Origin of the sequence: Paraburkholderia sp. MPAMCS5 (assembly GCF_036016995.1) — a bacterium.
GTDB lineage: Bacteria > Pseudomonadota > Gammaproteobacteria > Burkholderiales > Burkholderiaceae > Paraburkholderia.
In genome coordinates, this window is record NZ_JAYXBK010000005.1 from 223,132 (window position 1) to 247,833 (window position 24,702).

Consider the following 24,702-nt stretch of genomic DNA (forward strand, 5'->3'; position numbering starts at 1 on the left):
CTCAGCCTTCGCGCAGCGAGCGGAAGATGTCGCCGGTATGCAGGCCGAAGCTGCCGGCCGCGCGGTCGGCGAAAAAGAAGCGCAGCGTTTGTCCGACGGTGGGAAAGGCGATCTCGTCCCACGGAATGTCGTGTTCCGCAAAAAGCTTCACTTCGAGACTTTCCTCGCCGGCGGCAATGTCCAGATCGAGCAGGCGCGCCATATAGAACAGATGCACCTGATGCACGTGCGGCACGTTCAACAGCGAAAAGAGGTTCTGCACCTCGACGCGCGCACCGGCTTCTTCCAGCGTTTCGCGCGAAGCAGCCTCGGCTGTCGTCTCGCCCATTTCCATGAAGCCTGCAGGCAGTGTCCAGTAGCCGTAGCGCGGTTCGATCGCGCGGCGGCACAGCAGCACCTTGTCGTCCCACACTGGGACGGTGCCGACGACGTTGCGCGGATTCTGATAGTGCACCGTGCCGCAACTTCCGCATACGAAGCGCTCGCGGTTGTCGCCCGGCGGAATGCTCAAGCTGACCCCGTGGCCGCAGACAGAACAGAATTTCATAGAAAGGGGGCGAGAAAGGGTGCTAGGAGTTTATCACCGGGGCGGGGGTTTATTTATCGTGGACGGCGATGGGATGGTTGGCGGCGCGGGCCTTGTGCCGGGTGCGTGCGAATGCGCTGGCGACGTTCTGAATCGCGCCGCTCGCGGATCGATCCGCTGCAGCCGATTTTTCGAGTGGGGAGGGACGAGCGTGAGGAGGCGAGTGTGCGAAGACAAACGGAAGCGCGACTGAATAATCGCGTGACACAAACCACCAAGTAAAAGCACAAACAAAAAAGGCCTGCCAGATGTTGGGCAAGCCTTCAATGCTGTTTCCGACGCTTTAACCTGCAGCACGTTTGAGCGCTTGGTTGCGGGGGTAGGATTTGAACCTACGACCTTCGGGTTATGAGCCCGACGAGCTGCCAGACTGCTCCACCCCGCGTCCGTCGAAGAAAAGATTATAGAACATACTGAAAGCCGATGCAATAGTCTTTTAAGAAAAGGCTACAACCCGTTGAAACGCCCGCTCGTGACGGCGCAAGCGGCCCGCGTCGCGCGATGTGTAGACGCTGTCGTATCGCGCAAGGCCTTAAGAGGGCGCTGCGCTAGAATCGGAAGCTCCCGGCCGCGCTGTCAGGCTCGCCATGCACGCACCACGCATGCAAGACGAACGCACGACGACCCGCGGCTCGCACTCCCACTCGCCCCGGAACTCCATGGACATCGCTCACGATCTGCAGGTCATTGCCGCCCAGGAACACGCGCTCGTGTTTCCCCAATTCGACGCTGACCGCGCATGGCAAATCGGCGCCTATCTGCACGAGGTCGCGAAGGCGCGCGGTATCGCGGCCGCCATCGACGTGCGTACTTTCGGTCAACCGCTGTTCTTCAGCCTGCTCGGCGGCGCGACGCCCGACAACGTCGACTGGGCGCGCCGCAAGGGCAACACGGTCGCGCATTTCCGGCGCAGCTCGTACGCCATTGGCCTGAAGATGCAGCAGGCGGGCAGCACGCTCGCCGACAAGCACGGTCTGCCCGCCACCGAATACGCGTCGCACGGCGGCGCGTTTCCGTTGACAGTCGCGGGCGCGGGCGTGATCGGTTCGATTACCGTGTCTGGTCTGCCGCAGCGCGCCGATCACGAGTTCGTGGTGGAAGCGCTCTGCGCGCATCTCGGCCACGACTACAGCAAGCTCGCGCTTGCAAAGGCCTGAGCCGATGCGGGTGCCGCCTTATGCATTGCTCGGCATCGCCATCGTGGCCGAAGTGATTGCGACCTCCGCGATGCGGGCGTCGGAGGGCTTCTCGCGGCTCGTGCCCTCGGCTGTGGTCGTGCTCGGCTACGGGGTCGCGTTCTACTGCCTGTCGCTCACGCTCAGAAGCATTCCGGTGGGCATCGTCTACGCGGTATGGTCGGGCGCCGGCATCGTGCTGATCACGCTGGTGGCGGTGCTGTTGTACCGCCAGGTGCCCGATGTGCCCGCGGTGATCGGGCTCGGACTGATCGTCGCCGGCGTCGCCGTACTCAACATGTTTTCGAAGATGCAGGCGCATTGACGCGCGCGCCGGGGCCTGCCGGCGCTTATTTGCAACGCACGATCATCGAGCGATTCTTGACGTTGGCCGACACGACGTTCGTCACGCTGCCGCCGGCGGTGCCCCCTTCGTCGTTGTCTTTCGACACGATGTCATAGCCGGTCGCGCCGCATGCCTTGCCTGCCTGCACGTAGCACGAGGCCCAGCTCGAACCGGCGTCGGCGCCGCTGCAATTCACCGCGAAGCCGGTCTGGCCGTTCGGCAGATTGATGAGCGACGTCGTGTTCGACGATGCGCAACCGCCGAGGCCCGCGCCGAGCACGACCGCGACGGGCAACGCGGCAAAAACGGACGCGCGGCGCAGCAAAGCCCGCGCGCGGCCGGGTTGAGAGCGGTCCGCGCGGAGCCGTGGCGTCATGAAATGCATCGTGATGTTTCCTTTGATAGTTTGGCTGCGCGCTGCTGGCGTGGCACCGCGCGCGGGTTCAGGGCGCTTCGATCGTGATGCCCGCCGCGCCGACCTGCCGGCGGCTTTCCGTGCCGCTTTCAGTGGCGGCGTCTTCCCAGATGCTGATGGCTTTCGGAATGTCGATGCCGTGGTTTTCGGCATAGGCAAACCATGTGTTCGCCGCATCCGGCTCGGGCAGTTCGTGATCGTGCAGAAAATATTTTCCCATATTGCGCTCGCTGGACTCGAAATGGCGCCACTGTGGTAGCACGGAGCGTGCCGATAAATCCGTTCGACCCGCATGAATCCATCAAGTGCAAATCAAGTGCACACGCAGTGCACGGCGGGCGCGCGACGGCCACGATCTTCGAAGCGCACAGAACTAATTGGATTGCCGCGCGCCTTACCCTGATCACTGCAACGAGGAGAACGAACATGGCTGAACGGGTCAGCGGCCCTTATCGCGGCTACTACATCAGCGCCGCGGCGCGCCTCGTGCCGGCAGCCGACGCGCCCAGCGCGGGCGGCACCTATGTCGGCACGGTGAGCCTCGCCGAATTCGGTCCCGACGATCCGCACCGCATGGAAACCTTGCTGGACCTCGGCGATCAACAGCGCTTCGGCAGCGAGGAGGAGGCGCTGGTTTTCGTCGAACAGGCCGCGCGCGATTATGTGGACCGTTTGCTGGGAGGCAAGTCATGACGGCGCGCGCGATGGGACGCGACAAGCAAAGCCGCCACGAAAGTCGCAAGCAAGGAGGCGGACAAGGCGGCGGACAGCGCGCCGGACAGCGCGGCGAGCCAGCCGGTCCAGACTCCGGCGCCACAGCCCGGGCGGCGGCGGGGTGGACCGTGGTCCGCCCGCGCGAGTACCATATTCAGCTTGTCCGGGGCCGGCCGGTTCTCGCGGGCTCCGGTTCTTTGCCGGACATTTCCGATGAGGCGAGCATGGAAATCAGGTTTCCCGCGGACGCGCCAGCTTATCGCGACGCCAATCTGACGGTGGTCTTTTCCGCGTTGGTGGACGGTGCGCCGGTGCCGTGCGCGATTTCGGTGGAGGCGCTCGAAGATCACTTCGGCGCGGACTCCGAAGACCTCGAAGGCTGGATGCGCGCGTTCGACGCCGGGCGTCCGCGCATCGAAGCCGTTGCGCGCGAACACTTGCAGATCAGCAACGGCACGCCCGTGCTGCTCAAGAGTGGGCACTTTCCGCCAGGCAACGTGGCGGCCCCATGATAACTTTCGGGTTCTCCTGACTCCGCGCCGCCGTGCGTCGTTTGCCATGTCTCTTTACGTCTCGCCCGCCGCTAGCAACGAAGTTGCGACTTACGTAGCCAACCGCATCGGTTTCATCGAACTCGACAGGCCGCAGGCGCTCAACGCGCTGTCCACCCGCATGATCCGCGCCATGCACCGCGCGCTCGACGACTGGCGCGACAACCCGGACGTGCTGGCGGTCGTGGTGCGCAGCCAGCATCCGCGGGCGTTCTGCGCGGGCGGCGACATCCGCTTTCTGTACGAGTCGGCGAGGCGCGGCGAGCACGAAGCGCGCGACACGTTTTTCATCGAGGAATACCGGCTCAATCACGCGATCTTCACTTATCCGAAGCCGTACATCGCGCTGACGAACGGCGTGGTGATGGGCGGCGGCATGGGTATTTCGCAGGGCGCGCATCGGACCGGCGGCCTGCGCGTCGTCACGCAGTCCACGAAAATGGCGATGCCCGAAACGCGCATCGGTCTCTTTCCCGATGTCGGCGCGAGCTGGTTTCTCGCCCGCACGCCCGGCGCGATCGGCCGCTATCTGGCGGTGACGGGCGAAACCATCGGCGCGGCGGACGCGCTTTACGCGGGCCTCGCCGACGTCTATCTGGACGACGCCGCGCTGCCGGCGCTCGTCGACACCTTGCGCTCGGAGCCGTTCGAGCGGGGCGCGGATGTGGTGGCGTGCGTCGAGCGCGAATGCCGCCCGTATCAGGTCGCGCCTGAACCGGACGACTCGTCGCTCGCGCGCTCGCGCGCATTGATCGACCGGCATTTCGCGGCGCCCGACGTGCCGGGCATTCTCGCGTCGCTCGAAGAGAAGTGCGAGCGCGACGACGCCGACTGGGCGGAGCGGGCCATTGCGGTGTTGCGCGAGCGCTCGCCGCTTTCCATGGCCGTTTCGCTCGAAGTGGTGACGCGCGCGGAAGGCGCGATGGCCGACGTGTTGCGCGGCGATCTCGATCTCACGCGCTCGAGCTTTCTGCAAGGCGACGCGGTGGAGGGCATTCGGGCGCGCATCATCGACAAGGACAATGCGCCGCGCTGGCGCTTTGCGCGCATTGAAGACGTGGACGCCGCCGAGGTCGCGAAGATGTTCGACAGCCCGTGGCCGGACAACGAACATCCGCTACGCGACCTGCGCGGCTAGGCGGTTCGATCCGCAGGCAAAGTCGCGGCTGAGGGCGCCGCTACAGCCGCTGCTAACGGTGGCTCCTAAAGACGCTGCTACAGCCGGCTGCTAAGGACGCCACTACGGTCGCTCCTAGGGGCGCTCCTAAGGGGCGCTCCACACCCGCTGCTACGGCCGCCGCCACAGCCGCTGCAAATCCCAGCCGATAAGCGCGCTTATTCCCCGTCTTCGGCGGCCATGAAGGCGCGCATGAAGACAAGCGCGCCCCAGCCCCACATGGCGTTCGCCGCGAAACCCATGGCGAGGCGCGGCAGCATGTTGCCGCTCGGCCAGATGCCGCGCAGCGGATCGACCACGAACACCGCCGCCGCTGTCAACGCGATGCCGCCGAACACGAAGGCCGGCATCCACGGCGCGCGCCGTTCGGGCGACACGCGCAACAGCCACGCCATCAACACGGCCCAGAATGCGCTCCAGATTGCGTTCGCAATGAACTCGGGCAGCCCGAGCGGCAGAAACGGCGCAGTGGAAAAACCGCTTTGATCGATGACACCGGCAGCGTGCAGCAGCGCCAGCGTCGATTCATGGAAGAACAGGGAGGCCAGAAAACCGGCGACAAACGGCAGGATGAATTTTTGCATGCATTGCACCGCCAGGGAACAGGCGTATGTGTCGCCTGGCCTCGCGCCGGATTATTGGAAACGTGCGCCATTATATCCAGCGATAGCGGCTTTTCCGCATGCCTGAAGCGTCGCGCTCATAGGCTTGAGCGCGAGGCTAATCACGGAAGAGCAAAACCTAAGCTCAAATAAATCGTTCAAAAGCCACAGCCCGATCCATAGACTGCTTCTCCATGCAGACGACGCCTGCCGCCGTCGCGCCTGGCGTCGATACCGCCACCTTCCGTCCTTTCGCGATGCATCGCCGGCTCACGCATGATGAGCCGGCCGGATGCGCGCGCCCGGAGCGTGCATGCGCCCGCGCGGCTTGCACGGTCCCGATCCAATCCAGTTGAATTTGCGGGGAGCAGCAAATGAATGTGTTCTGGTTTATTCCCACTCATGGCGACAGCCGTTATCTCGGTACGTCGCAAGGCGCGCGCGCCGCCGATTACGACTACTTCCAGCAGATCGCCGTCGCCGCCGATACGCTCGGCTACGACGGCGTGCTGCTGCCGACCGGCCGTTCCTGCGAGGACGCGTGGGTAGTCGCATCGAGCCTGATCGCCGCGACGAAGCGCCTGAAGTTCCTGGTCGCGATCCGTCCGGGCATTTCGTCGCCGGGGCTCGCCGCGCGCATGGCCGCGACTTTCGACCGCCTGTCCGGCGGGCGTCTGCTGATCAATGTCGTGACGGGCGGCGACGCGGCCGAGCTGGAAGGCGACGGCGTGTTCGTCGATCACGACACGCGCTATGAAATCACCGACGATTTCCTGCGCATCTGGCGCAAGCTGCTCACGGCCGCGCATACCAACGGCGCGATCGACCACGTCGGCAAGCATTTGCAATCGAAGGGCGGCAAGGCCTTGTATCCGCCTGTGCAAAAACCGCATCCGCCGCTGTGGTTCGGCGGTTCGTCGACGGCCGCGCACGACATGGCGGGCGAGCACATCGACACATATCTCACATGGGGCGAGCCGCCCGAGGCCGTGGCGAGGAAGATCGCCGACATTCGCGCGCGCGCCGCGGCGCATGGTCGCACGATCCGCTTCGGGATTCGCATGCATGTGATCGTGCGCGAGACGGAAGAGGAAGCGTGGGCCGCTGCCGACACGCTGATCAGCAAGCTCGACGACGCGACCATTGCGCGTGCCCAGGCGTCGTTTTCGAAGATGGATTCCGAAGGCCAGCGACGCATGGCCGCGCTGCACGGCGGCAAGCGCGGCGGCCGCGCCGAACTGGAAATCTATCCGAATGTGTGGGCCGGCGTGGGTCTCGTGCGAGGCGGCGCGGGCACGGCGCTCGTCGGCAATCCCGGGCAGGTCGCGGCGCGCATGAAGGAATACGCCGGGCTTGGCATCGAGACGTTCATTCTGTCTGGCTATCCGCATCTGGAAGAGTCGTATCGCTTCGCAGAACTCGTGTTTCCGCTGCTGCCGAACCGCCGCGGCAAGACCTCGAATGGACCGCTGTCGGGACCATTCGGCGAAATCGTCGGCAACAGCTATTTGCCGAAAGCGGCGAGCGCGAGTTGAGCGCGCTTCGCGCCGCCACGCCATTTCGTCACGTCATCTTCGGTATGCAATGAGGAAAGTTGTCATGGCTCAATCCACTGTCCGTGCGGAGCGCGATGAAGACGCGCGTGCAAGCGCCGCTGCCGGCTCCGTGTCCGGTTCCGTTCTTCTGTCCGCTTCAGCGTGGTCCGCGCGGTCCGCATGGTTGCGCCGCGCCGGCGCGGCGCTCGCGCCGTGGGCCGCGCCGTTTCTGATTCTGCTCGCGTGGGAATTCGCCGCGCGCAGCGGCGTGCTCTCGACGCGCGTGCTGCCCGAACCGCTCGCGGTGGTGAAGGCCGCATGGTCGCTGATCCAGTCCGGCGAAATGTGGGCGGACGTGAAGGTCAGCACGTGGCGCGCGGTCTCCGGTTTCGCGTTTGGCGGCGGCATCGGCCTTGTGCTCGGGCTCGCGACGGGTTTCTTCAGGCCGATCGAAATCGCGCTCGATTCGACGTTGCAGATGATCCGCAACATTCCGGCGCTCGCGATGATCCCGCTCGTGATTCTGTGGTTCGGCATCGAGGAGCAAGCGAAGGTATTTCTGGTCGCGCTCGGCGTGTTTTTCCCGATCTACGTGAACACGTATCACGGCATTCGCGCGGTGGATTCGACTCTGATCGAAATGGCGCGCAGTTACGGCGTGAAGGGGTTTCAACTGTACCGCCACGTGATTCTGCCGGGCGCGTTGCCGTCGATTCTCGTCGGCGTGCGCTTCGCGTTCGGCTTGATGTGGGTGACGCTGATCGTCGCGGAGACGATTTCCGCGCAATCGGGCATCGGCTACATGACGATGAACGCGCGGGAATTCCTGCAAACCGATGTCGTCGTGGTCGGCATTCTGCTGTACGCGGCGCTCGGCAAGATCGCCGACGTGCTCGCGAAAAGCCTTGAGCGCGCGTCGCTGCGTTGGCATCCGGCCTATCAACGAGGAGATAAAGCATGAGCGCAACGACATTCCTGGCGTCGTTCGGGGGGATCGCGGGCAGCGATCTGGAAGCGGAACTGGCGCAACTGCGCATCGCGGATCATCGCGCGAACGTGGCCGCCGAATCCGGGCATGGCGATGCGCGGGGCGCGGCGCTCGCGCGCGAAGGGGCGGCTTCACGCGATGCCGGGCGTGCCGCCGCCGACGCCGCCGACTATGCCGTCGAACTACGCGGTATCGGCAAACAATATGGCGAACGCAAGGTGCTGACGGGCTTCGATCTGTCGATCGAGCGCGGCGGCTTCGTCGCGATTGTGGGACGCAGCGGCTGCGGCAAATCGACGTTGCTGCGGCTCGTCGCGGGCCTGGAGAAGGCCAGCGCGGGCGTGCTCGAAAAGCGCGCCGAAGACGGCCGGCCGCCCGACACGCGCATCATGTTCCAGGACGCGCGTCTGTTGCCGTGGAAGAACGTGCTGCAAAACGTGATGCTCGGCTTGCCGCGCAGCGCGCGTGACGATGCGCGCGCGGTGCTTGCCGAAGTCGGCTTGCTAGAACGCGCCAACGACTGGCCCGCGCAACTCTCGGGCGGTCAGCGTCAGCGCGTGGCGCTCGCGCGGGCGCTTGTGCATCGGCCGCAATTGCTGCTGCTCGACGAGCCGCTCGGCGCGCTCGACGCGTTGACGCGCATCGAAATGCACGCGCTGATCGCGCGCTTGTGGCGCGAGCATCGGTTCACCGCGCTGCTCGTCACGCATGACGTGCACGAGGCGGTGGCGCTCGGCGACCGGATTCTGCTGATCGAGGAAGGGCGCATCGCGCTCGATCAGCCGGTGCTGCTCGAACGTCCGCGCGCGCGGGCGTCGGCGGGATTTGCGGCGCTCGAAGAACATGTGTTGCAGCGCGTGCTGAAGCATGCGCCGAACGACGCCGCGTTCTCCGAACGCATGTATCGCGCCCGCGGCGAAGGCCGCTTCACCCAGCCCACGGATGTCCGCTGGGCGGTCTGACATTCCTTGACTGACTGTTTTCAATCGCTTTTCTGGAGCCATTCGCCATGAGCATTTCCGCCATCAACGTACGCAATCAGTTCAAAGGCAAGGTCAAGGAAATTATCCGGGGCCCGGTTGTGTCCGAAGTCGATGTCGATACGCCGTTCGGCGTCGTCACTTCGGTGATCACGACGCGTTCCATCGACGAACTCGACCTCCAGATCGGCTCGGAGGTCGTCGCGCTGGTCAAGTCGACTGAGGTTTCGATCGCGCGGCTGTAGGGGCTGTAGCGTCTTTAACCCGTGGACGGCCCACGCTATTTTGCGTTCGCGCTGCTCGCGGGCGGCGCGTGCATCATCCTGTCGTTGGGCGGCTTGCGCGGACGCTTGATCGGCATGTTGTCCGGATTGTCCGATCCGGTCGAGCCCGAGCCCGCCTCGGGCGGTTTCACCATCGACGCGGCGGCATCGGTTTGCGCCGCGTGTTTCGCGCGCGGCGCCGCTTTATGCGACGGCGCTGCGGCGCCGGTTTGCGCCCACGCGGTGCCGCTCGCGCCTGCCGCCGCGAGCGCGGCGCCTGCTGTCAGCGCTGCAAGAGTGCTTCGTTTCATGTCCTTCTCCTTTGCGTCCATGCTGCCGGTTCGGCCGTGTCAGGCTTGCCGGGTAGACCCGGCGGTGCAAGGAAAATTCACGTGCCGCATGGTTCTGCGGGTTTGCCGTGGTTCGTTACACGCGTTACAAGCGTTATGCCCGTTAGCGCATGAGGCTCGATCGGCTCGTTAGGCGCGACCCTACCTGCAACTGCCCGCTAAACTTGCTAGGATAAATTCAGTCATCTCGACGGAGACGGCCATGTCGAAGTCATTGAGTCCCGAAGCGGTCGAAGCGTTGCGGCGCCTGAACGAAGTGGGCGTCGGTCAGGCGCCGCCGACATTCCCTCAGTCCGTGACCGCCGAATTGCTGGCGTGCGGGCTCGTCGCCGAAGCAAGCGGCGACGAGATCGAAATCACCTGCAACGGCAGACAGTATTTGTCCGGCGATTGTTGCTGAGGTGCGGCTGAGGTGCGGCTGAGGTGCGCCGGTGCGCGGGTTGGACGCGCGCGAGACGAAGCAGCGTGGATCTCTGTCGGCGCTGGCGGTGTCGCGCGGGTATTGCGCGTGCACGTCGAGCCGATCATGGCGAGACGCATCTATCCAGCGAGGAGATCGAACATGAAGCCGAAGGGCCTCGACATGGGGGATTATCAGGAGCGCTATCAGGACTACGACATCGAGGTCGCGGTCGAACAGGTGCTCACCGGCGTCAAGGCGCATTTTCGCGTGCTGCGGGACGAGGCGGTGGTGGTCGATTGGCGGCTCGTGCATATCGATACCCTCTGGTCCACCGAGCATGCCGCCGCCGAGGCCGGTTTTCGCGCCGCGCGCGATCTGATCGACGCGGGTCCCGCCACTTGAGCCAGCCGGCGCATGCCATTGCTCTGTGGCGGCCGCTATCCATTTCGCGCCTGCCGTACTCATCATCCGTATCTTCTGCGAAGAAAAAACCCACGAGTTTTACGTGGGTTTTCTCGGCTTTACCGTGGATTGGGAACACCGTTTCGGCGATAACTTTCCCGCTGTATGCGCAAGTGCGGCGCTCCGATCTTGTCTTGCATCTGAGCGAGCATCACGGCGATGCCGCGCCCGGCGCGACGATTTTCGTGCGGATGCAGGGCGTCGTCGTAGTGCATCGCGAGTTGCCTGCGAAAGACTGCAAGTACGCGAAGCCGGGCGCCGAGGCACGGCCGTGGGGAAAAGTGCTGGACGTCGCCGATCCATTCGGCAACCGGCTCCGCTTTCTGCAAAGCGCCGGAAGAAAGGCAGCCGGCGTAAGAGGGCGAGCGCATCGGGCGCGATTCTGCCGGTAAACGCAACTGGGCGCCGGCATCGACATCCGATGCGCGGCGCCCAGTTCACGTGCCGCAGCAAAGCGGCACGCTCGACGGCGAATGCTTAGTGGCCGAAGAAAACCGACTGCGGGCCCGAAACCGGCTCACGCGTACCCGATTGCGACGACACGTTGGTCACGCCGCCGTATGCGTTCGAGTCGGCGTTGGCGCGTTCGGCCGCCACGGTCTGCGCGCTCTGGCCTTGCTGCGAAGCCGGTGCGCCGACTGCCGGACGATAGAACGGTGCCGGGCCATAGCCGCTTGCAAAAGCAGGCGCAGCGATCGAGGCGGACACGGCAACGAGCAAAGCGGCGATAAATTTGGTCTTCATGATGTACCTCCAGTGATATTTCGATTTCGTTCAGGGTGGCGTCGCAGGAGCGGGTGAACTGCATCTGCTACGTCGATGGAAGGCAGTGTATACCCCTACTATCGAAACTTTGTGCCGATAATTTGAAATTACTGTTTTCACTGCTGAAATAATCGGCAAGCACTAGGCGGGGCGGGCGTGAGCGGTGGTCTGGCCCCGCTTGGCAAGGGTTTTCGGCGGGAAAAGACCCACGTGTGAGAAGGGCTTTGAAGGGCAAGGGGCGGGTCGTTTGGACGCAAAAGGCTTGCTTGGCCGTGCCCGAGCGTCGCCGACGATGCCCCGCTGTCCTGAGTGGCAACACGCGTTCTGAACCGCGGTGGGGGACCATTCGATACGGCCCGGCAATTTACCGCGTTGCGGTAAAATTGCGGTTTCGATTCAAGCCGTTGGCCGCCTCATGTCTTCACCTCACACTCCCAGTCCGCGCCGTATTTCCGTCGCGCCCATGATGGACTGGACCGATCGTCACTGCCGCTCGCTTCATCGCATGATTTCGCGCCATACGTGGCTTTACACGGAAATGGTGACGACCGGAGCGCTGCTGCATGGCGATGTGCCGCGTCATCTGGCGTTTACGCCTGAAGAGGCGCCAGTCGCGCTGCAACTCGGCGGCAGCGAGCCCGACGATCTTGCGCGTGCCGCGAAACTCGGCGAGCAATGGGGCTACGACGAAATCAATCTGAATTGCGGCTGCCCGTCGGAGCGCGTGCAGCGCGGCGCGTTCGGCGCGTGTCTGATGAACGAGCCGCAATTGGTCGCCGACTGCGTCAAGGCGATGCGCGACGTGGTCTCGGTGCCGGTGACGGTGAAGCACCGCATCGGCGTGGACGCGGTCGAAGACTACAGCTTCGTGCGCGATTTCGTCGGCACGATCGCCGACGCCGGCTGCACCGTTTTTGTCGTGCATGCGCGCAACGCGATCCTCAAAGGTCTGAGCCCGAAAGAGAACCGCGAGATTCCGCCGCTCAAGTACGACTACGCGTACCGCTTGAAGCGCGATTTCCCGCATCTGGAAATCATCATCAACGGCGGGATCAAGACGCTTGACGAAGTGGAAACGCATCTTCAGCACGTCGACGGCGTCATGCTCGGGCGAGAGGCGTATCACAACCCGTATCTGCTGGCCGACGTCGATGCACGCTTCTACGGCTCGACAGAAGCGCCGCTCACGCGCGAGCAGGTGGAAGCGAAGCTGATCGAGTATTGCGCGGCTGAAATGGCGCGCGGCACCTATCTCGGCGCGATCACGCGGCATGCGCTGGGTCTGTATCGCGGCGAAGCGGGCGCGCGCGGCTGGCGGCGCGTGTTGTCCGACAGCAAGCGTCTTGCCGCGCGCGACCTCGCCATCTTTGGCGAGGCGCGACAACATCTGCGTGAGCCCGTCGAGATTTTTGAATAAAGGACTAGGCAAACGCGATTCCTCTTCGTATAATCTCGTTTCTTCGTTGGCGAGCTAGGTTTTCCGGCAGTTTCAGGGAAATCCCGGCAAGTCAAAGCAGATTTTAGTGGTGGCTGTAGCTCAGTTGGTAGAGTCCAGGATTGTGATTCCTGTTGTCGTGGGTTCGAGCCCCATCAGCCACCCCAAAGAATTCAGCAGTCAGTTTTGCAAACGGCGTTGTGAGAAATCACAACGCCGTTTTTGTTTTGGCTTCTGGTTTAGCTCTCAATGGCTGCGCCCGCCGCCGCTCCACGAACTACCGCCGTGGCTTCCCCCATATCCGCCGCCGTGCCATCCACCGCCGCCGTGGCCGCCGCCGTGGCCTCCATGCCAACCGCCTCCGCCATGCCAGTGGCCGCCGCCGTGGTAATAGCAGCACGATCCGCCCCAGATGCCAATCGTGCCGTAGACAGGTGCATACGGCGGTCCGTATGCGTAGCCGTAGTCGGGGTAATAGGGCTGATAGTAGGGTTGTGCGTAGCCGTAGTCATAGCCGGGCGCGACCGCGCATCCGCTGACGCCCGCCACCAAGGCCAGTAATGCCATCGACGCAAAGAGTCTGCTCACGATCGTCTCCCATCCCTGCATAAAGAATGAGAAAGATCGCGTGCAAAGGAGTTCACCCGGATTTGTGTCCTTGCGTTACGGCCTCGCGCGCTGGCGTAAAGGCTCGATTAACGACGACAACCCGTTGTGATCGATCTCGTGCATCAACGCGATGAGCCGCCCGATCTCGCCCGGCGGAAAGCCCTGGCTCGCGAACCAGTTGAGGTAATGCCCAGGCAGGTCGGCGATCAGGCGGCCTTTGTACTTGCCATAAGGCATCACGCGCGTGACCAGCAGTTCGAGGTGTTCTGGATTCATCGTGATGGATCGACGCAGAAAAATGTGGGTCGCGGCGACGTGGCCGACGGCCGGCAGAACGGCATTCTAGCCGCGCTGCAGGCATCGCGCGGGCATGGTAACGTGACCGGCTCACCTTCATACAAACAACAGGACAAAGTTCGATGGAATACCGCAGACTCGGCGATTCGGATGTGCAGGTCAGCCTGATCGGGCTCGGCACCATGACGTGGGGCGAGCAGAACAGCGAGCAGGATGCGCACGCGCAGATCGACTACGCGCTCGATCGTGGCGTGAACCTGATCGATACGGCCGAAATGTATCCGGTGCCCCCGCGCGCCGAAACGCAAGGTTCGACCGAGCGCTTCATCGGCACGTGGCTCGCGCAGCATCGCAGCGCGCGCGAGAAGATCGTGCTCGCCACGAAAATCGCCGGGCCCGCGCGTCAGCCGCACAACCCGCGTCATATTCGCGGCGAGACCAATCAGTTCGACCGCAAGAATCTCACCGAGGCGCTGAACGACAGCCTCAAGCGTCTGCAAACGGACTATGTCGATCTGTACCAGCTGCACTGGCCGGATCGCAGCACAATGACGTTCGGCCGCGCGGCCTACCCGTGGGTCGACGACGAATACACGGTGCCGATCGAGGAAACCCTAACCGTGCTCGCCGAGTTCGTGAAGGCGGGCAAGGTGCGCCACGTGGGTGTGTCGAACGAAACGCCGTGGGGTGTCGCGCAATTCTTGCGCGCGTCGGAAAAGCTCGGCTTGCCGCGCATCGTCAGTATTCAGAACCCCTACAGTCTGTTGAACCGCACCTACGAAGCCGGGCTGTCGGAATACGCGCATCGCGACAACATCGGCTTGCTCGCATACTCGCCGCTGGCCTTCGGCTGGCTGTCGGGCAAATACGAAGGTGGCGCGCGTCCGGCGGGCGCGCGCATTTCGCTCTTCGAGCGCTTCCAGCGCTACAGCAAGCCGCAGGCGGTCGAGGCGACCACGCGTTATGTGGAACTCGCGAAGCGCCATGACATGTCGCCCGCGCAGTTCGCGCTCGCCTTCGTCAATAGCCGGCCGTTCGTCACGAGCAATCTGATCGGGGCGACGTCGCTCGATCAGTTGAAGGAGAACATTGCGAGCGTCGACGTAAAGCTCTCGCAGGAAGTGCTCGATGAAATCGACGCGCTGCATCAGTTGCAGCCCAATCCGGCGCCTTGAATCAGCAGTGGAAATCGAGGCTGTTCAGACGGTTGGGACACGCAACGCAAGGCAAATGTCCCTGGCTGTCGGCGAATCACGACCTAAACTGTGGTGAGCAGGCCGGGCTTTGGCGCTCGCGCTGTGCCGCACGGCGCAGCGCAGCGTATGCGAATGGTAGGATGCAGCCCGAAAACCGGCAGCGGCGGCGCGGCATGCGCTCTGCTGTTCACAACCCAGCGATAGGACTCAGGACATCGAATGGCGCAACAAAAAACAAACCCAAAACTTGAGCAGGCGCTGACGCGCGGGGATCTGGCAATCCGTCAGGCGAATTCGGCGCGGGCCACCGCGTTGCTGCGAGCGCTTGCCAAGATGATCGTGGATGCCTCCGCAACCATCGGCGTGGAGGCGTTCACGCTGATTCCGGACGGCGACAAGATTTACGATCCGGCTGACGGCCTGTGGCCGCAAGAACTGCAGATTTCGCTGGATGGCCCCGTCGAAGACGCCGATCCCGACGAAGTCCGCACCGTGCGTCTGATCGCCGACGATCCGAGCACCGTGTTCCGCGTCGAATGGCAGCGCGCGGACGGCAAGATCGGGCGTCAGGAAGGCGGTCCGTTTGCGACCGTCGCATTCATCTCCGACGTCGACATTCCGTGGACCGACGACGAGGACTGATTCTCCGTCGCTCTTTAGCGGGCGCCGACGCGTAAAACGCCGGCGCCCGTCGTCAAATTCAATCTGCCCGTCACACCATGCAGCACCATTCGGCCCGCCGCTACTTCATCATCCTGCGCCGGAACAGCACCGCCGATACGAGAAACCCACCCACCGCATAAGCCGCGAGCACCGCGACATGCCACAGCGCATCGTCGAGCGGGCGGGCGAGCATGGCCGCCCGGATCAGATCCACCGCGTGCGCCAACGGCAGTACTTGAGCCGCTGTGCGCGCGGCCGCCGGCAATTGGGATATCGGGAAAAACACGCCGGACAGCAGGAGCATCGGCGTCAGAACCAGCGTCTGATAGAACATGAAAAAGTCGTACGACGGAGCGAGCGCCGTCACGATCATCGCTGCGCTCGCGAACGCAAGTCCGGTCAACACGATGACAGGCAACGCGAGCAGCATCGAAGGAAAATTCCCATAGCCGAGCGCGCCGGCCACCAGCATGATCGCCGCGCCCGACAACACCGCCTTGCTGGCCGCCCAGATCACTTCGCCGAGCACGATGTCGCCGAGTGTGAGCGGCGTGTGCATGATCGCTTCCCACGTGCGCTGCACGTGCATGCGCGAGAAGCCGGAATACATCGACTCGAAGCTCGCGGACATCATCACGCTGGAGGCGACCGTGCCCGCGGCGAGAAAGGCGATATACGAGACGCCGTCCACACGGCCCACCATCAGTCCGAGGCCGAAGCCGAGACCGAACAGATAGATCATCGGATCGGCGAGATTGCCGAACATCGAGGCGAGCGCGAGCTTCTTCCACACGAGGTAGTTGCGGCGCCACACCGCGATCCAGTTGACCGCGTTGGCGGGCAAGGCGGCGCGAGGCGCTTGCAGCGAGGGCGAAACGTCGCGGCTTCGGTAGGTGCGTGCATCCATGGCGTTTCTCGTGCGTATTTCGTGCGTATTTCGTGTGTGTTTCGTACGATGGGCTCGAAGTCGAAGTGAGTCCTGCGTCTTCAGTCTTGCATCTCGCGGCCCGTCAGCCGCAGGAACACATCTTCGAGATTCGCCGGGCGATGCAGATAGCGCAGATCCGCGCGTTGCTTCAAGCGCGCATGCACCGGCTGGGCGTCGTTCACATAACAGAAGAGTGTCTCACCACTGATCTCGGTTCGCAGCGCGAGCGGCGCGAGTTCGTCGCGTAAGGCGAGCGGGTCGGGGCCGAAAATCTCGATCACGTCACAGCCGATCTCCGACTCGATCAGCTCGCGCGGCGCGCCTTCCGCGATTTTGCGTCCTTCTTCGATCACGCACAGCCGGTCGCACAGCCGCTCGGCTTCTTCCATGAAATGCGTGGTCAGCAGAATCGTCTTGCCGCGCGCGAGCAGCGAGCGCAGCCGCTCCCAGATCAGATGACGCGCCTGCGGGTCGAGGCCGGTGGTGGGCTCGTCCATGATCAGCACGTCCGGATCGTTGACGAGCGCCCGCGCGAGCGTGAGGCGCCGCTTCATGCCGCCAGAGAGTTCGCTCACGCGCGCGTCCGCCTTGCTTTCGAGTCGCGCGAATTCGAGCAGCGAGGGCACCATCGCGCGGCATTGCGCGGCGCTCAGGCCGAAGTAGCGGCCGAACACGAGCAGGTTCTCGCGCACCGTGAAATCGGGATCGAGGTTGTCGAACTGCGGCACCACGCCGACGCGGGCACGCGCAATGCGTGCCCGCCCGGGAATCGGCTCGCCGCACAGATGGATCGCGCCGGCGTCCGGTGCGGCGATGCCCAGCAGCATGCGCAATGTCGTGGTCTTGCCCGCACCGTTGGGTCCGAGCAGGCCGAAGCACTCGCCGGCGTCGACATGAAACGACAGTCCGTCGATCACCTTCTTCTCGCCGTAACTTTTTTCAACCTGATGGAATTCGATGGCGGGCTGCGGCATGGATTGAATCGAAGCTCCTCTCAAAGCGCACGAATGGCCGGGAAGGCTGCTCATTCTAGGCTATCGGCTGCGAACTGTCGGGCCGCGCCGCGCGTCTGCCGGCCGGTTCTTGCACCGCCGCATGAGCGCCGCAAACCCGGCTCGCCAGGCGCAAGCGTCCTATGCACAAGGCTGGGGCAAACAGGTTGTGCACTTAGCGTTTTCCATCCCTTGCAAGCTGAATTGCGGCGCACCATGATGGATTCAGACCGCGCTTTTGCGGAAATGGAGAAAACGATGGCGAGCTACCAGAAAATCCTGCTGTGCTACGACGGCTCGCGTGAAGGCCGCAAAGCGCTGCGTTGCGGCGCCGATCTCGCGCTGGACCTCCAGGCGGAAACCCATTTGCTCTCGGTGGTGGACATGCGCTCCAGCATTGCGCAAAGCGCGGGTCTGCTGACCGACGTCGCGTGCGGCAGCTTCGAGAAGACCGCGCGGGACATTCTGCAGGAAGGCGTCGACTGGCTGACCGAGCGGGGCGTGAAGGCGCAAGGCCACTTTGCGTTTGGCCATCCGATCGACGAAATCGCCAATCTGGCTAATGAGTTGCACGTCGACCTCGTGGTGGTCGGCCACCGTTGCCGCACCGGCTTGTCGCGATGGTGGATGGGCGCGGGCAATACGCCGCTGCTCGACCGCGTGTCGTGCAGCATTCTGGTGGCGTGTTCGTCCGCGCAGGAGCAACAGCAAGAAGCGGCTTGAGCGATCAGGCCGCGCCTCGGCTTACTCGTTGAGGTTGACCGCGGCCAGCTTCCACGTGAAGAGACCTTCGCGCAGGAAGATCGCGGAGTAGCGCGTGTCGCCGACGCCATGCTGATAGGTCACGGCGAACTCGTTGAGCCCGCGATATCCGGCTGTGGTTTGCGGCGGCTGCGGCGGCGTGGCGCTGCGGGTGGCGTTGTTATTCGAGTTGCTACCCAAGTTGCTACCCGAGCTGTTATCCGCGTGGTTATCCGCACCCGGCGCCGCGGAAGCGGATTCGTTCGCAGCGGCTGACGGATTATCAGCGGCGGCCGGCGCGGGTGGCCGCTCTCCCGGCTCGCCGCGCGGCGGCATGCCGTTCAGCAACGCGGCGACACCGTCGGGAGTCGCATACGCGTCGACCAGTGGACCAATCAACGCGACGCCGATCATCGCGCCGATCGCCGCCAACGGATTGCCGTTTGCGTGCGTTCCCAGCCGGCGCGTCAGCAAATCCGTAACCTGCTGCTTGAGGCTCTCGCGCAACGCGGGGAAATCGACATATTGATTCACGGTTTGCGCGTCGCGCGCGTCGGCGGCGCGCTTCAGATTGTTGAGCGCGATATACGGCGATGCATAAGCAAAGCCCAACGCGGCAATCATCACGATAACGATCAGGGTGACGATAAGCGGACGGGCGCCGCGCTTGGTGCGGGTTGAAACGGCCATCGGGCGGAACTCTCCATTAGATGTGATCTAACGTGGACCGCGGTCATGCCGAAACGATCCCGCGCGCCTCGAACACATCACGATTCGAACACGGCGCCGTGAATATTGGTTTCCTCGGCGATGCAGCGATCGATCATGCGGCACACGGCATCCATGGTGCCGACCATGATCAGGCGCGACGGGCCGTGATAGACCCGCACCGGTGCGCGACGTGCCGGCTCGGCGGTATTGAGTCCCGAATTCAGCGACACGCGTGCGAAGGCCGGCAACGACGAAGGCAGCCCCGAGTCGCTCCCGGGCGAGTCGAACAGCGACGCAGTGCTGGCCGTGGATGCTTCGGTCAGTGAGCAAGACACGAGCTTGCGCAAATGGCGCAGACGGCCGAACTGGCGAAAAGGCAACAGACGGGCAAGGCGTTCCATAAGTCTCTCCGGGCGATTCAATGTTTAGGCAGCTTCAGCTCAGGCTACGAGCCCCGGTAATAAGTAATGAGCAAGGGGCTCTGAGCAATGAGCGCTGCGCAAGGAGCGCGTGGGCGAGCGAGCCGGGCGCAACGGGCGTAATCAGAATTCGCCCGGGCGAATTAATCCGACAGCGATGCCCTCCAGCGCGAAGTCCGCACTACCGGTCTCGACAAAGATGTTCTCGTAGTCGGGGTTCTCCGCGATCAGCTCAATGCCGTTGGGCCGGCGCTTCAGGCGCTTGACCGTGACGTCGTCGCCGAGCCGCGCGATGATGATCTGGCCATCTTTGGCCTCGCTTCGCTTTTGCACGGCGAGCAGGTCGCCGTCGAAAATGCCCGCGTCGCGCATGGACAGGCCGCGGACCTTCAGCAGGTAATCGGGCTTGCTGGAGAAGAGCGCCGGATCGCACGCATAGTGCTGCGCGATATGTTCCTGCGCGAGGATCGGGCTGCCTGCCGCCACCCGGCCGACGAGCGGCAGCGACAGTTGCATGATGCTGGCGTGCGGTAGCGTGAACTGATGCGGCACGTCGTCCGGGCCCGGCAGCAGCCGAATGCCGCGCGAAGCGCCCGCCGCAAGTTCGATCACGCCCTTGCGGGCGAGCGCCCGCAGATGCTCTTCAGCCGAGTTGGCCGAGCTGAAACCCAGTTCGGCGGCGATCTCCGCACGGGTGGGCGGAAAGCCGGTGCGCTCGATGGCCCGGCGGATCAGATCGAAAACCTGCTGCTGTCGTGCGGTGAGTTTGGTCATGGCGCCACTGTATGTATGAACAGGTGACTGTATTTTTATACAGTATCCGGCGCAATTCAAGCTTTACTTTAACTTCGACGCGATCGGCTACGCCGCAACGCCGCAAATCGACGTCGCAACATCCCTTTTTGGGCCGCAACGCCTTATCTGGCTGTCATTACCACTTTTGCGTATTAAAAAATGAAGAAACATTATTTTTAATGATGAAAGCCCTTCGATAGACTGGCCTTCAGTCGCCGCTCATGTGCACGTGAATCCGACGCAGAACAACACCACTCGCTGTTTTAGCGGACCAATACGCGGAGAACCAGGCATGAACCATCGACATGCGGCGCATACGGCGCGCGCAGGCCAGACCCGAAAATTCATCGTGGCGCTCGTCTTCGGCGCGGCAGCCGCGCTCGGCGCGATCAGCCAGGCGCAGGCGGCGGACTCGACGCTGCTCAACGTTTCGTACGATCCGACGCGCGAACTCTACCAGGACGTGAATCAGGCCTTCGGCAAGGAATGGAAAGCGAAAACGGGCGAAACCATCACGTTCAGGCAGTCGCACGGGGGCTCCGGCGCCCAGGCGCGCTCGGTGCTCGACGGCCTGCAGGCCGACGTCGTGACGCTCGCGCTGGCCTACGACATCGACGCGCTCGCGAACAAAGGCCTGATCGACAAAAACTGGCAGAAGCGCCTGCCGGACAACGCGGCGCCGTACACGTCGACTATCGTGTTTCTGGTGCGCAAGGGCAACCCGAAGCACATCAAGGACTGGGACGATCTGACCAAGCCGGGCGTGTCGATCGTGACGCCGAATCCGAAGACCTCGGGCGGCGCGCGCTGGAATTACCTCGCCGCCTGGGCGTATGCCGCGCATCAGCCGGGCGGCAACGATCAGAAAGCGAGAGATTTCGTCGCGAGGCTCTACAAGAATGCCGGCGTGCTGGACTCGGGCGCGCGCGGCGCGACCACCAGCTTCGTGCAGCGCGGCATCGGCGATGTGCTGATCGCGTGGGAAAACGAAGCGTTCCTGTCGATCAACGAATTCGGTCCGGACAAGTTCGAAATCGTGGTTCCTTCGGTGAGCATTCTTGCCGAGCCGCCGGTCGCGGTGGTGGACAAGGTCGTCGACAGGCACGGCACGCGCAAGCTGGCCGAAGCGTATCTGAACTTTCTGTATAGCGAGGAAGGTCAGGCCATCGCGGCGAAGAACTTCTACCGTCCGCGTTCGAACAAGGTGCCGGCCGATCTGACCGCGAAGTTTCCGAAGCTGAAGCTCTACACCGTCGACGACTCCTTCGGCGGCTGGACCCACGCGCAGAAAACTCATTTCGCGGACGGCGGCGTGTTCGATTCGATCTACCAGCCGCAGTAACACGGCCGGCTGCCCGCACAGCGGGCGCGGCATGGCACGGCATTGAGATGGCATCGCATGACTGCGCGCCACGGCGCGTCACTCCGGAGCGCGCCGCCGGCGCGCTTCTAACCGCCCGCGACGCCGCCAGCAACACAAGCATCAACCTGAAAGAGCAACCAGCATGACGACGTTCATCTTCCGAAAGCCGAGCGCATTGCCCGGTTTTGGCCTGACTCTCGGGATCACGGTGGCTTATCTGAGCCTCGTGGTGCTGATTCCGCTCGCCGCGACCTTTCTGAAGACCGCGACGCTCGACTGGAGTCAGTTCGTGCGCGCGGTCAGCTCGCCGCGCGTGCTCGCATCCTATCGGCTGACGTTCTTTGCCGCGCTCGGCGGCGCATCGATCAACGCGCTGTTCGGCTTTCTGGTCGCGTGGGTGCTGGTGCGCTACACGTTTCCGTTCAAGCGCATCGTCGACGCCGTGGTCGATCTGCCGTTTGCGCTGCCAACTTCGGTGGCCGGCATTTCGCTCGCCGCCGTGTATGCGGGCAACGGCTGGATCGGGCAGTTCCTCGAACCGCTCGGTCTGAAGATCGCGTTCACGCCGGTGGGCGTGCTGGTCGCGCTGACGTTCATCGGGTTGCCGTTCGTCGTGCGCACGGTGCAGCCGGTGCTCGAAGAGTTCGAGCGCGAACAGGAAGAAGCCGCCGCGTGCCTCGGCGCATCGCGCTGGCTCACGTTTCGCCGCGTGGTCTTGCCGGCGGTCCTGCCGGCTCTTCTGACGGGCTTCGCGCTCGCGTTCGCGCGGGCGCTCGGCGAATACGGCTCGGTGATTTTCATCGCGGGCAATGTGCCGATGAAGTCGGAGATCACGTCGCTTCTCATCATCACGAAGCTCGAACAATACGATTACGCGGGCGCGACCGCGCTCGCTGTCGTGATGCTCGTCGTGTCGTTCCTGATGCTGCTTCTCATCAACACGCTGCAGTGGTATTTGCAGCGCCGCACGAGCCGCGATGGCGCGAGAGCCGCACCGGCTGCGGCTAGCGTCGCGAACGTCGCGAACGTCGCGAACGTCCGCGGAGGTGTTCAATGAACCGTCAAGCAACCGATAACGCCGATAGCGCGCAAGCGCACGCCGCGCCACACCCCGCGCGTGACCCGTCCACGCACGCGCCGCGGGGCGTGACGCGGCGGCCTGATCCGGTGAGCGAACCGCCGACGGTGCGCTGGCTGCTGACCGGCGTCGCGCTGCTGTTTCTCGCGCTGTTTCTGGTCGTGCCGCTCGTCGCGGTGTTTTATCAGGCGTTGAGCAAGGGCCTCGGGTTCTATCTGGAATCGCTCGCCGATCCGGACGCACTCGCGGCCATCAAGCTGACCGCGATCACCGCCGCGATCGCGGTGCCGCTGAATCTCGTCTTCGGCCTTGCGGCGTCATGGTGCATCGCGAAGTTCGAGTTTCGCGGCAAGGCACTCTTGACCACGCTGATCGATCTGCCGTTCTCGGTGTCGCCGGTGATCTCCGGTCTCATCTACGTGCTGATGTTCGGCGCGCAGGGATGGTTCGGTCCGTGGCTGCAAGCCCATGACGTGCAGATCATTTTCGCTGTGCCGGGCATCGTGCTCGCAACGATCTTCGTCACGTTCCCGTTCGTCGCGCGCGAGCTGATTCCGCTGATGCAGGCACAAGGCAACGACGAGGAAGAAGCCGCGCATGTGCTCGGCGCGTCGGGCTGGCAGATTTTCCGCCGCGTCACGCTGCCCAATGTGAAATGGGGTCTGCTGTACGGCGTGATCTTGTGCAATGCGCGCGCGATGGGCGAGTTCGGCGCGGTGTCGGTGGTGTCGGGCCATATTCGCGGACAGACCGACACGATGCCGCTGCACGTCGAAATTCTCTACAACGAATACAACTTCTCGGCGGCGTTCGCCGTGGCGTCGGTGCTGGCCTTGCTCGCGCTTGTGACGCTCGCGCTGAAACTGCTGGCCGAGCGCCATCTGTTGGCGCAACGGTCGGCGCAACGCCCGGACGCGGGCACGGTGCCCGCGCAGGCCGGCTCCGCCGCGTTGTCCTCGGCTCTTTCATTGGCATTGGCGTGCGCTTTGCCGTCTTCATTGCCGTCTTCATCGACGCCGGGCGCGCGGTCGCCCGGCACGCGCGCTCCGCAGCCACACCCGCTCAAGCAAGGAGAGCTGTAATGGGTATCACCGTCCGTCACCTGCACAAGCGCTTTGGCGATTTCGTCGCGCTCGATAACGTCTCGCTCGACTTTCCGCCGGGTGAACTGGTTGCGCTGCTCGGGCCGTCGGGTTGCGGCAAGACCACGCTGCTGCGCGTGATCGCGGGCCTCGAATTTGCCGATGGCGGCCAGGTCGTGCTGCAAGGCCAGGACGTCGCGACGGTCGGCGCGCGCGAGCGCGAAGTGGGCTTCGTGTTCCAGCATTACGCGCTGTTCCGTCACATGACGGTGTTCGAGAACGTGGCGTTCGGGCTGCGCGTGAAGCCGCGCAAGGAGCGGCCCTCGGAGGCGGTGATTCGCGCGAAGGTGCATGAACTGCTCAAGCTCGTGCAACTCGACTGGCTCGCGCAACGCTATCCGTCGGAACTCTCGGGCGGCCAGCGGCAGCGTATCGCGCTGGCCCGCGCGCTCGCCGTCGAGCCCAAAGTGCTCCTGCTCGACGAACCGTTCGGCGCGCTCGATGCGAAAGTGCGCAAGGAACTGCGCGGCTGGCTGCGGCGTCTGCACGACGATCTGCACATCTCGACGATTTTCGTCACGCACGATCAGGAAGAGGCGCTCGAAGTGGCGGACCGCATCGTCGTGTTGAATCGCGGGCACGTGGAGCAGGTCGGCAGTCCGCAGGACGTGTACGACCATCCGCAAACTTCGTTCGTCTATGAGTTTCTCGGCGCGGCGAACCGTCTGCACGGGAAGGTCGACGCGAGCGGTTTCGTGGTGGACGGCGCGGCGTTGCCGGTCGCGATCAGCAGCGATTTCAGCGGCCCGGCCTTCGCCTATGTGCGCCCGCACGACCTGCAGTTGCATCCGAAGTCGGCGGGACATCGCAAGGGCATTCTGGTGGACGTGCGGCGCGTCGTGACACTGGGCGGCTCGGTGCGGGTCGAGCTTGCAAGCCGCGAAGGCAACCTGCTCGAAGCCGAACTCGATCGCGACGCATGGCGCGATCTGCAACTGGCGGTCGGCGACGGCGTGACTGCCGTGCCGCGCGCGTTGCGCGTTTTTCCCGCGCCGTGAGCGGCGACTGAACTGCAATCACT

32 protein-coding genes, 2 tRNA genes and 1 pseudogene are annotated in these 24,702 nt (G+C 63.9%); 21 read left to right on the forward strand and 14 right to left on the reverse strand.

Annotated elements, in window-relative coordinates:
* Position 1 precedes the first annotated feature (1 nt).
* Together VOM14_RS13825 and VOM14_RS13830 are read right to left on the reverse strand one after the other, a co-directional pair.
* Positions 2-547, reverse strand: a complete 546-nt coding sequence (locus tag VOM14_RS13825; protein WP_327629277.1) for an NUDIX hydrolase — start codon at positions 545-547, stop codon at positions 2-4.
* Between the two features lie 347 nt (positions 548-894).
* A tRNA-Met gene (locus tag VOM14_RS13830) sits at positions 895-971 on the reverse strand.
* Between the two features lie 274 nt (positions 972-1,245).
* Here VOM14_RS13830 and VOM14_RS13835 point away from each other — a divergent pair.
* The gene (locus tag VOM14_RS13835; protein ID WP_327629278.1) at positions 1,246-1,743 is read left to right on the forward strand and encodes a heme-degrading domain-containing protein; all 498 of its coding nucleotides are present in this window, start codon (positions 1,246-1,248) and stop codon (positions 1,741-1,743) included.
* A gap of 10 nt (positions 1,744-1,753) precedes the next feature.
* On the forward strand, positions 1,754-2,086 hold the full coding sequence (locus VOM14_RS13840; RefSeq protein WP_442955543.1) for a DMT family transporter: 333 nt from the start codon (positions 1,754-1,756) through the stop codon (positions 2,084-2,086).
* Positions 2,087-2,111: 25 nt separating this feature from the next.
* Here the strand turns inward: VOM14_RS13840 and VOM14_RS13845 are convergent, their stop codons facing one another.
* Complete coding sequence (locus VOM14_RS13845; protein ID WP_327629280.1) at positions 2,112-2,492, reverse strand: hypothetical protein; 381 nt, start codon at positions 2,490-2,492, stop codon at positions 2,112-2,114.
* Between the two features lie 58 nt (positions 2,493-2,550).
* Positions 2,551-2,742: a hypothetical protein gene (locus VOM14_RS13850; RefSeq protein WP_327629281.1), complete on the reverse strand. Its 192-nt coding sequence runs from the start codon at positions 2,740-2,742 to the stop codon at positions 2,551-2,553.
* Between the two features lie 206 nt (positions 2,743-2,948).
* Here VOM14_RS13850 and VOM14_RS13855 point away from each other — a divergent pair, with 206 nt between their 5' ends.
* The 3 genes from VOM14_RS13855 to VOM14_RS13865 all read left to right on the forward strand — a co-directional run bounded on the left by VOM14_RS13855 (position 2,949) and on the right by VOM14_RS13865 (position 4,925).
* Complete coding sequence (locus VOM14_RS13855) at positions 2,949-3,215, forward strand: hypothetical protein (RefSeq protein WP_327629282.1); 267 nt, start codon at positions 2,949-2,951, stop codon at positions 3,213-3,215.
* Between the two features lie 245 nt (positions 3,216-3,460).
* Complete coding sequence (locus VOM14_RS13860; RefSeq protein WP_327629283.1) at positions 3,461-3,748, forward strand: DUF1488 domain-containing protein; 288 nt, start codon at positions 3,461-3,463, stop codon at positions 3,746-3,748.
* 46 nt (positions 3,749-3,794) lie between these two features.
* Positions 3,795-4,925, forward strand: coding sequence for an enoyl-CoA hydratase/isomerase family protein (locus tag VOM14_RS13865; protein ID WP_327629284.1), 1,131 nt, complete (start codon positions 3,795-3,797; stop codon positions 4,923-4,925).
* Positions 4,926-5,122: 197 nt separating this feature from the next.
* On the opposite strand, the gene VOM14_RS13870 is transcribed toward VOM14_RS13865, so the two are convergent.
* Positions 5,123-5,548 carry a hypothetical protein gene (locus VOM14_RS13870; protein WP_327629285.1) on the reverse strand — a complete coding sequence of 142 codons (426 nt, stop codon included), beginning with the start codon at positions 5,546-5,548 and terminating at the stop codon, positions 5,123-5,125.
* A gap of 392 nt (positions 5,549-5,940) precedes the next feature.
* On the opposite strand from VOM14_RS13870, the gene ssuD reads away from it, so the two are divergent.
* The 4 genes from ssuD (at position 5,941) to VOM14_RS13890 (ending at position 9,314) form a co-directional block, all read left to right on the forward strand.
* On the forward strand, positions 5,941-7,101 hold the full coding sequence (ssuD, locus tag VOM14_RS13875; RefSeq protein WP_327629286.1) for an FMNH2-dependent alkanesulfonate monooxygenase: 1,161 nt from the start codon (positions 5,941-5,943) through the stop codon (positions 7,099-7,101).
* Between the two features lie 64 nt (positions 7,102-7,165).
* A complete protein-coding gene (ssuC, locus tag VOM14_RS13880; protein ID WP_327629287.1) occupies positions 7,166-8,062 on the forward strand; it encodes an aliphatic sulfonate ABC transporter permease SsuC in 897 nt (298 codons plus the stop codon).
* Complete coding sequence (locus VOM14_RS13885) at positions 8,059-9,051, forward strand: ATP-binding cassette domain-containing protein (protein WP_327629288.1); 993 nt, start codon at positions 8,059-8,061, stop codon at positions 9,049-9,051. The genes ssuC and VOM14_RS13885 overlap by 4 nt, the downstream gene beginning before the upstream one ends.
* Before the next feature lie 47 nt (positions 9,052-9,098).
* Entirely contained in the window at positions 9,099-9,314 is a 216-nt protein-coding gene (locus VOM14_RS13890; RefSeq protein ID WP_327629289.1) for a TOBE domain-containing protein, read from the forward strand.
* A gap of 35 nt (positions 9,315-9,349) precedes the next feature.
* Here VOM14_RS13890 and VOM14_RS13895 read toward each other — a convergent pair whose 3' ends face one another.
* Positions 9,350-9,643 carry a hypothetical protein gene (locus VOM14_RS13895; RefSeq protein WP_327629290.1) on the reverse strand — a complete coding sequence of 98 codons (294 nt, stop codon included), beginning with the start codon at positions 9,641-9,643 and terminating at the stop codon, positions 9,350-9,352.
* 241 nt (positions 9,644-9,884) lie between these two features.
* Here VOM14_RS13895 and VOM14_RS13900 point away from each other — a divergent pair, with 241 nt between their 5' ends.
* From VOM14_RS13900 to VOM14_RS13910, 3 genes and pseudogenes are all read left to right on the forward strand, one after another.
* Positions 9,885-10,082 carry a hypothetical protein gene (locus tag VOM14_RS13900; RefSeq protein WP_327629291.1) on the forward strand — a complete coding sequence of 66 codons (198 nt, stop codon included), beginning with the start codon at positions 9,885-9,887 and terminating at the stop codon, positions 10,080-10,082.
* Between the two features lie 162 nt (positions 10,083-10,244).
* Positions 10,245-10,487 (forward strand): DUF6566 family protein, encoded by a 243-nt coding sequence (locus VOM14_RS13905; protein WP_327629292.1) that lies wholly within the window; start codon positions 10,245-10,247, stop codon positions 10,485-10,487.
* Positions 10,488-10,524: 37 nt separating this feature from the next.
* Positions 10,525-10,939 (forward strand): annotated as a pseudogene (locus VOM14_RS13910) (glyoxalase superfamily protein).
* Between the two features lie 85 nt (positions 10,940-11,024).
* Here VOM14_RS13910 and VOM14_RS13915 read toward each other — a convergent pair.
* A complete protein-coding gene (locus VOM14_RS13915) occupies positions 11,025-11,291 on the reverse strand; it encodes a hypothetical protein (RefSeq protein ID WP_327629293.1) in 267 nt (88 codons plus the stop codon).
* Between the two features lie 436 nt (positions 11,292-11,727).
* Here VOM14_RS13915 and dusA point away from each other — a divergent pair, with 436 nt between their 5' ends.
* Complete coding sequence (dusA, locus tag VOM14_RS13920) at positions 11,728-12,729, forward strand: tRNA dihydrouridine(20/20a) synthase DusA (RefSeq protein WP_327629294.1); 1,002 nt, start codon at positions 11,728-11,730, stop codon at positions 12,727-12,729.
* A gap of 109 nt (positions 12,730-12,838) precedes the next feature.
* Positions 12,839-12,914 (forward strand) — tRNA-His (locus VOM14_RS13925).
* A gap of 79 nt (positions 12,915-12,993) precedes the next feature.
* Here VOM14_RS13925 and VOM14_RS13930 read toward each other — a convergent pair.
* Both VOM14_RS13930 and VOM14_RS13935 read right to left on the reverse strand, forming a co-directional pair.
* Positions 12,994-13,335, reverse strand: coding sequence for a hypothetical protein (locus VOM14_RS13930; protein WP_327629295.1), 342 nt, complete (start codon positions 13,333-13,335; stop codon positions 12,994-12,996).
* Positions 13,336-13,410: 75 nt separating this feature from the next.
* The gene (locus VOM14_RS13935) at positions 13,411-13,632 is read right to left on the reverse strand and encodes a DUF3820 family protein (RefSeq protein ID WP_327629296.1); all 222 of its coding nucleotides are present in this window, start codon (positions 13,630-13,632) and stop codon (positions 13,411-13,413) included.
* Positions 13,633-13,775: 143 nt separating this feature from the next.
* Here VOM14_RS13935 and VOM14_RS13940 point away from each other — a divergent pair, with 143 nt between their 5' ends.
* Both VOM14_RS13940 and VOM14_RS13945 read left to right on the forward strand, forming a co-directional pair.
* Positions 13,776-14,828, forward strand: coding sequence for an NADP(H)-dependent aldo-keto reductase (locus tag VOM14_RS13940; RefSeq protein WP_327629297.1), 1,053 nt, complete (start codon positions 13,776-13,778; stop codon positions 14,826-14,828).
* Positions 14,829-15,068: 240 nt separating this feature from the next.
* Positions 15,069-15,491 carry a hypothetical protein gene (locus VOM14_RS13945; RefSeq protein WP_327629298.1) on the forward strand — a complete coding sequence of 141 codons (423 nt, stop codon included), beginning with the start codon at positions 15,069-15,071 and terminating at the stop codon, positions 15,489-15,491.
* A gap of 100 nt (positions 15,492-15,591) precedes the next feature.
* Here the strand turns inward: VOM14_RS13945 and VOM14_RS13950 are convergent, their stop codons facing one another.
* Complete coding sequence (locus VOM14_RS13950; RefSeq protein ID WP_327629299.1) at positions 15,592-16,419, reverse strand: ABC transporter permease; 828 nt, start codon at positions 16,417-16,419, stop codon at positions 15,592-15,594.
* Between the two features lie 80 nt (positions 16,420-16,499).
* Entirely contained in the window at positions 16,500-17,414 is a 915-nt protein-coding gene (nodI, locus tag VOM14_RS13955) for a nodulation factor ABC transporter ATP-binding protein NodI (RefSeq protein ID WP_327629300.1), read from the reverse strand.
* A gap of 276 nt (positions 17,415-17,690) precedes the next feature.
* On the opposite strand from nodI, the gene VOM14_RS13960 reads away from it, so the two are divergent.
* On the forward strand, positions 17,691-18,155 hold the full coding sequence (locus tag VOM14_RS13960) for a universal stress protein (RefSeq protein WP_327629301.1): 465 nt from the start codon (positions 17,691-17,693) through the stop codon (positions 18,153-18,155).
* Positions 18,156-18,176: 21 nt separating this feature from the next.
* Here the strand turns inward: VOM14_RS13960 and VOM14_RS13965 are convergent, their stop codons facing one another.
* The 3 genes from VOM14_RS13965 to lexA all read right to left on the reverse strand — a co-directional run bounded on the left by VOM14_RS13965 (position 18,177) and on the right by lexA (position 20,077).
* Entirely contained in the window at positions 18,177-18,863 is a 687-nt protein-coding gene (locus VOM14_RS13965; RefSeq protein WP_327629302.1) for a DUF2939 domain-containing protein, read from the reverse strand.
* A gap of 77 nt (positions 18,864-18,940) precedes the next feature.
* Positions 18,941-19,285, reverse strand: coding sequence for a hypothetical protein (locus VOM14_RS13970; RefSeq protein WP_327629303.1), 345 nt, complete (start codon positions 19,283-19,285; stop codon positions 18,941-18,943).
* 141 nt (positions 19,286-19,426) lie between these two features.
* Positions 19,427-20,077: a transcriptional repressor LexA gene (lexA, locus tag VOM14_RS13975; RefSeq protein ID WP_327629304.1), complete on the reverse strand. Its 651-nt coding sequence runs from the start codon at positions 20,075-20,077 to the stop codon at positions 19,427-19,429.
* Positions 20,078-20,390: 313 nt separating this feature from the next.
* Here lexA and VOM14_RS13980 point away from each other — a divergent pair, with 313 nt between their 5' ends.
* The 4 genes from VOM14_RS13980 to VOM14_RS13995 all read left to right on the forward strand — a co-directional run bounded on the left by VOM14_RS13980 (position 20,391) and on the right by VOM14_RS13995 (position 24,679).
* The gene (locus tag VOM14_RS13980) at positions 20,391-21,440 is read left to right on the forward strand and encodes a sulfate ABC transporter substrate-binding protein (RefSeq protein ID WP_327629305.1); all 1,050 of its coding nucleotides are present in this window, start codon (positions 20,391-20,393) and stop codon (positions 21,438-21,440) included.
* Between the two features lie 163 nt (positions 21,441-21,603).
* Positions 21,604-22,518: a sulfate ABC transporter permease subunit CysT gene (gene cysT, locus VOM14_RS13985; protein ID WP_327629306.1), complete on the forward strand. Its 915-nt coding sequence runs from the start codon at positions 21,604-21,606 to the stop codon at positions 22,516-22,518.
* Positions 22,515-23,621, forward strand: coding sequence for a sulfate ABC transporter permease subunit CysW (gene cysW / locus VOM14_RS13990; protein ID WP_327629307.1), 1,107 nt, complete (start codon positions 22,515-22,517; stop codon positions 23,619-23,621). Before cysT ends, cysW begins: the two co-directional genes overlap by 4 nt.
* A complete protein-coding gene (locus VOM14_RS13995) occupies positions 23,621-24,679 on the forward strand; it encodes a sulfate/molybdate ABC transporter ATP-binding protein (protein WP_327629308.1) in 1,059 nt (352 codons plus the stop codon). The genes cysW and VOM14_RS13995 overlap by 1 nt, the downstream gene beginning before the upstream one ends.
* The last annotated feature ends 23 nt before the right edge of the window (positions 24,680-24,702 follow it).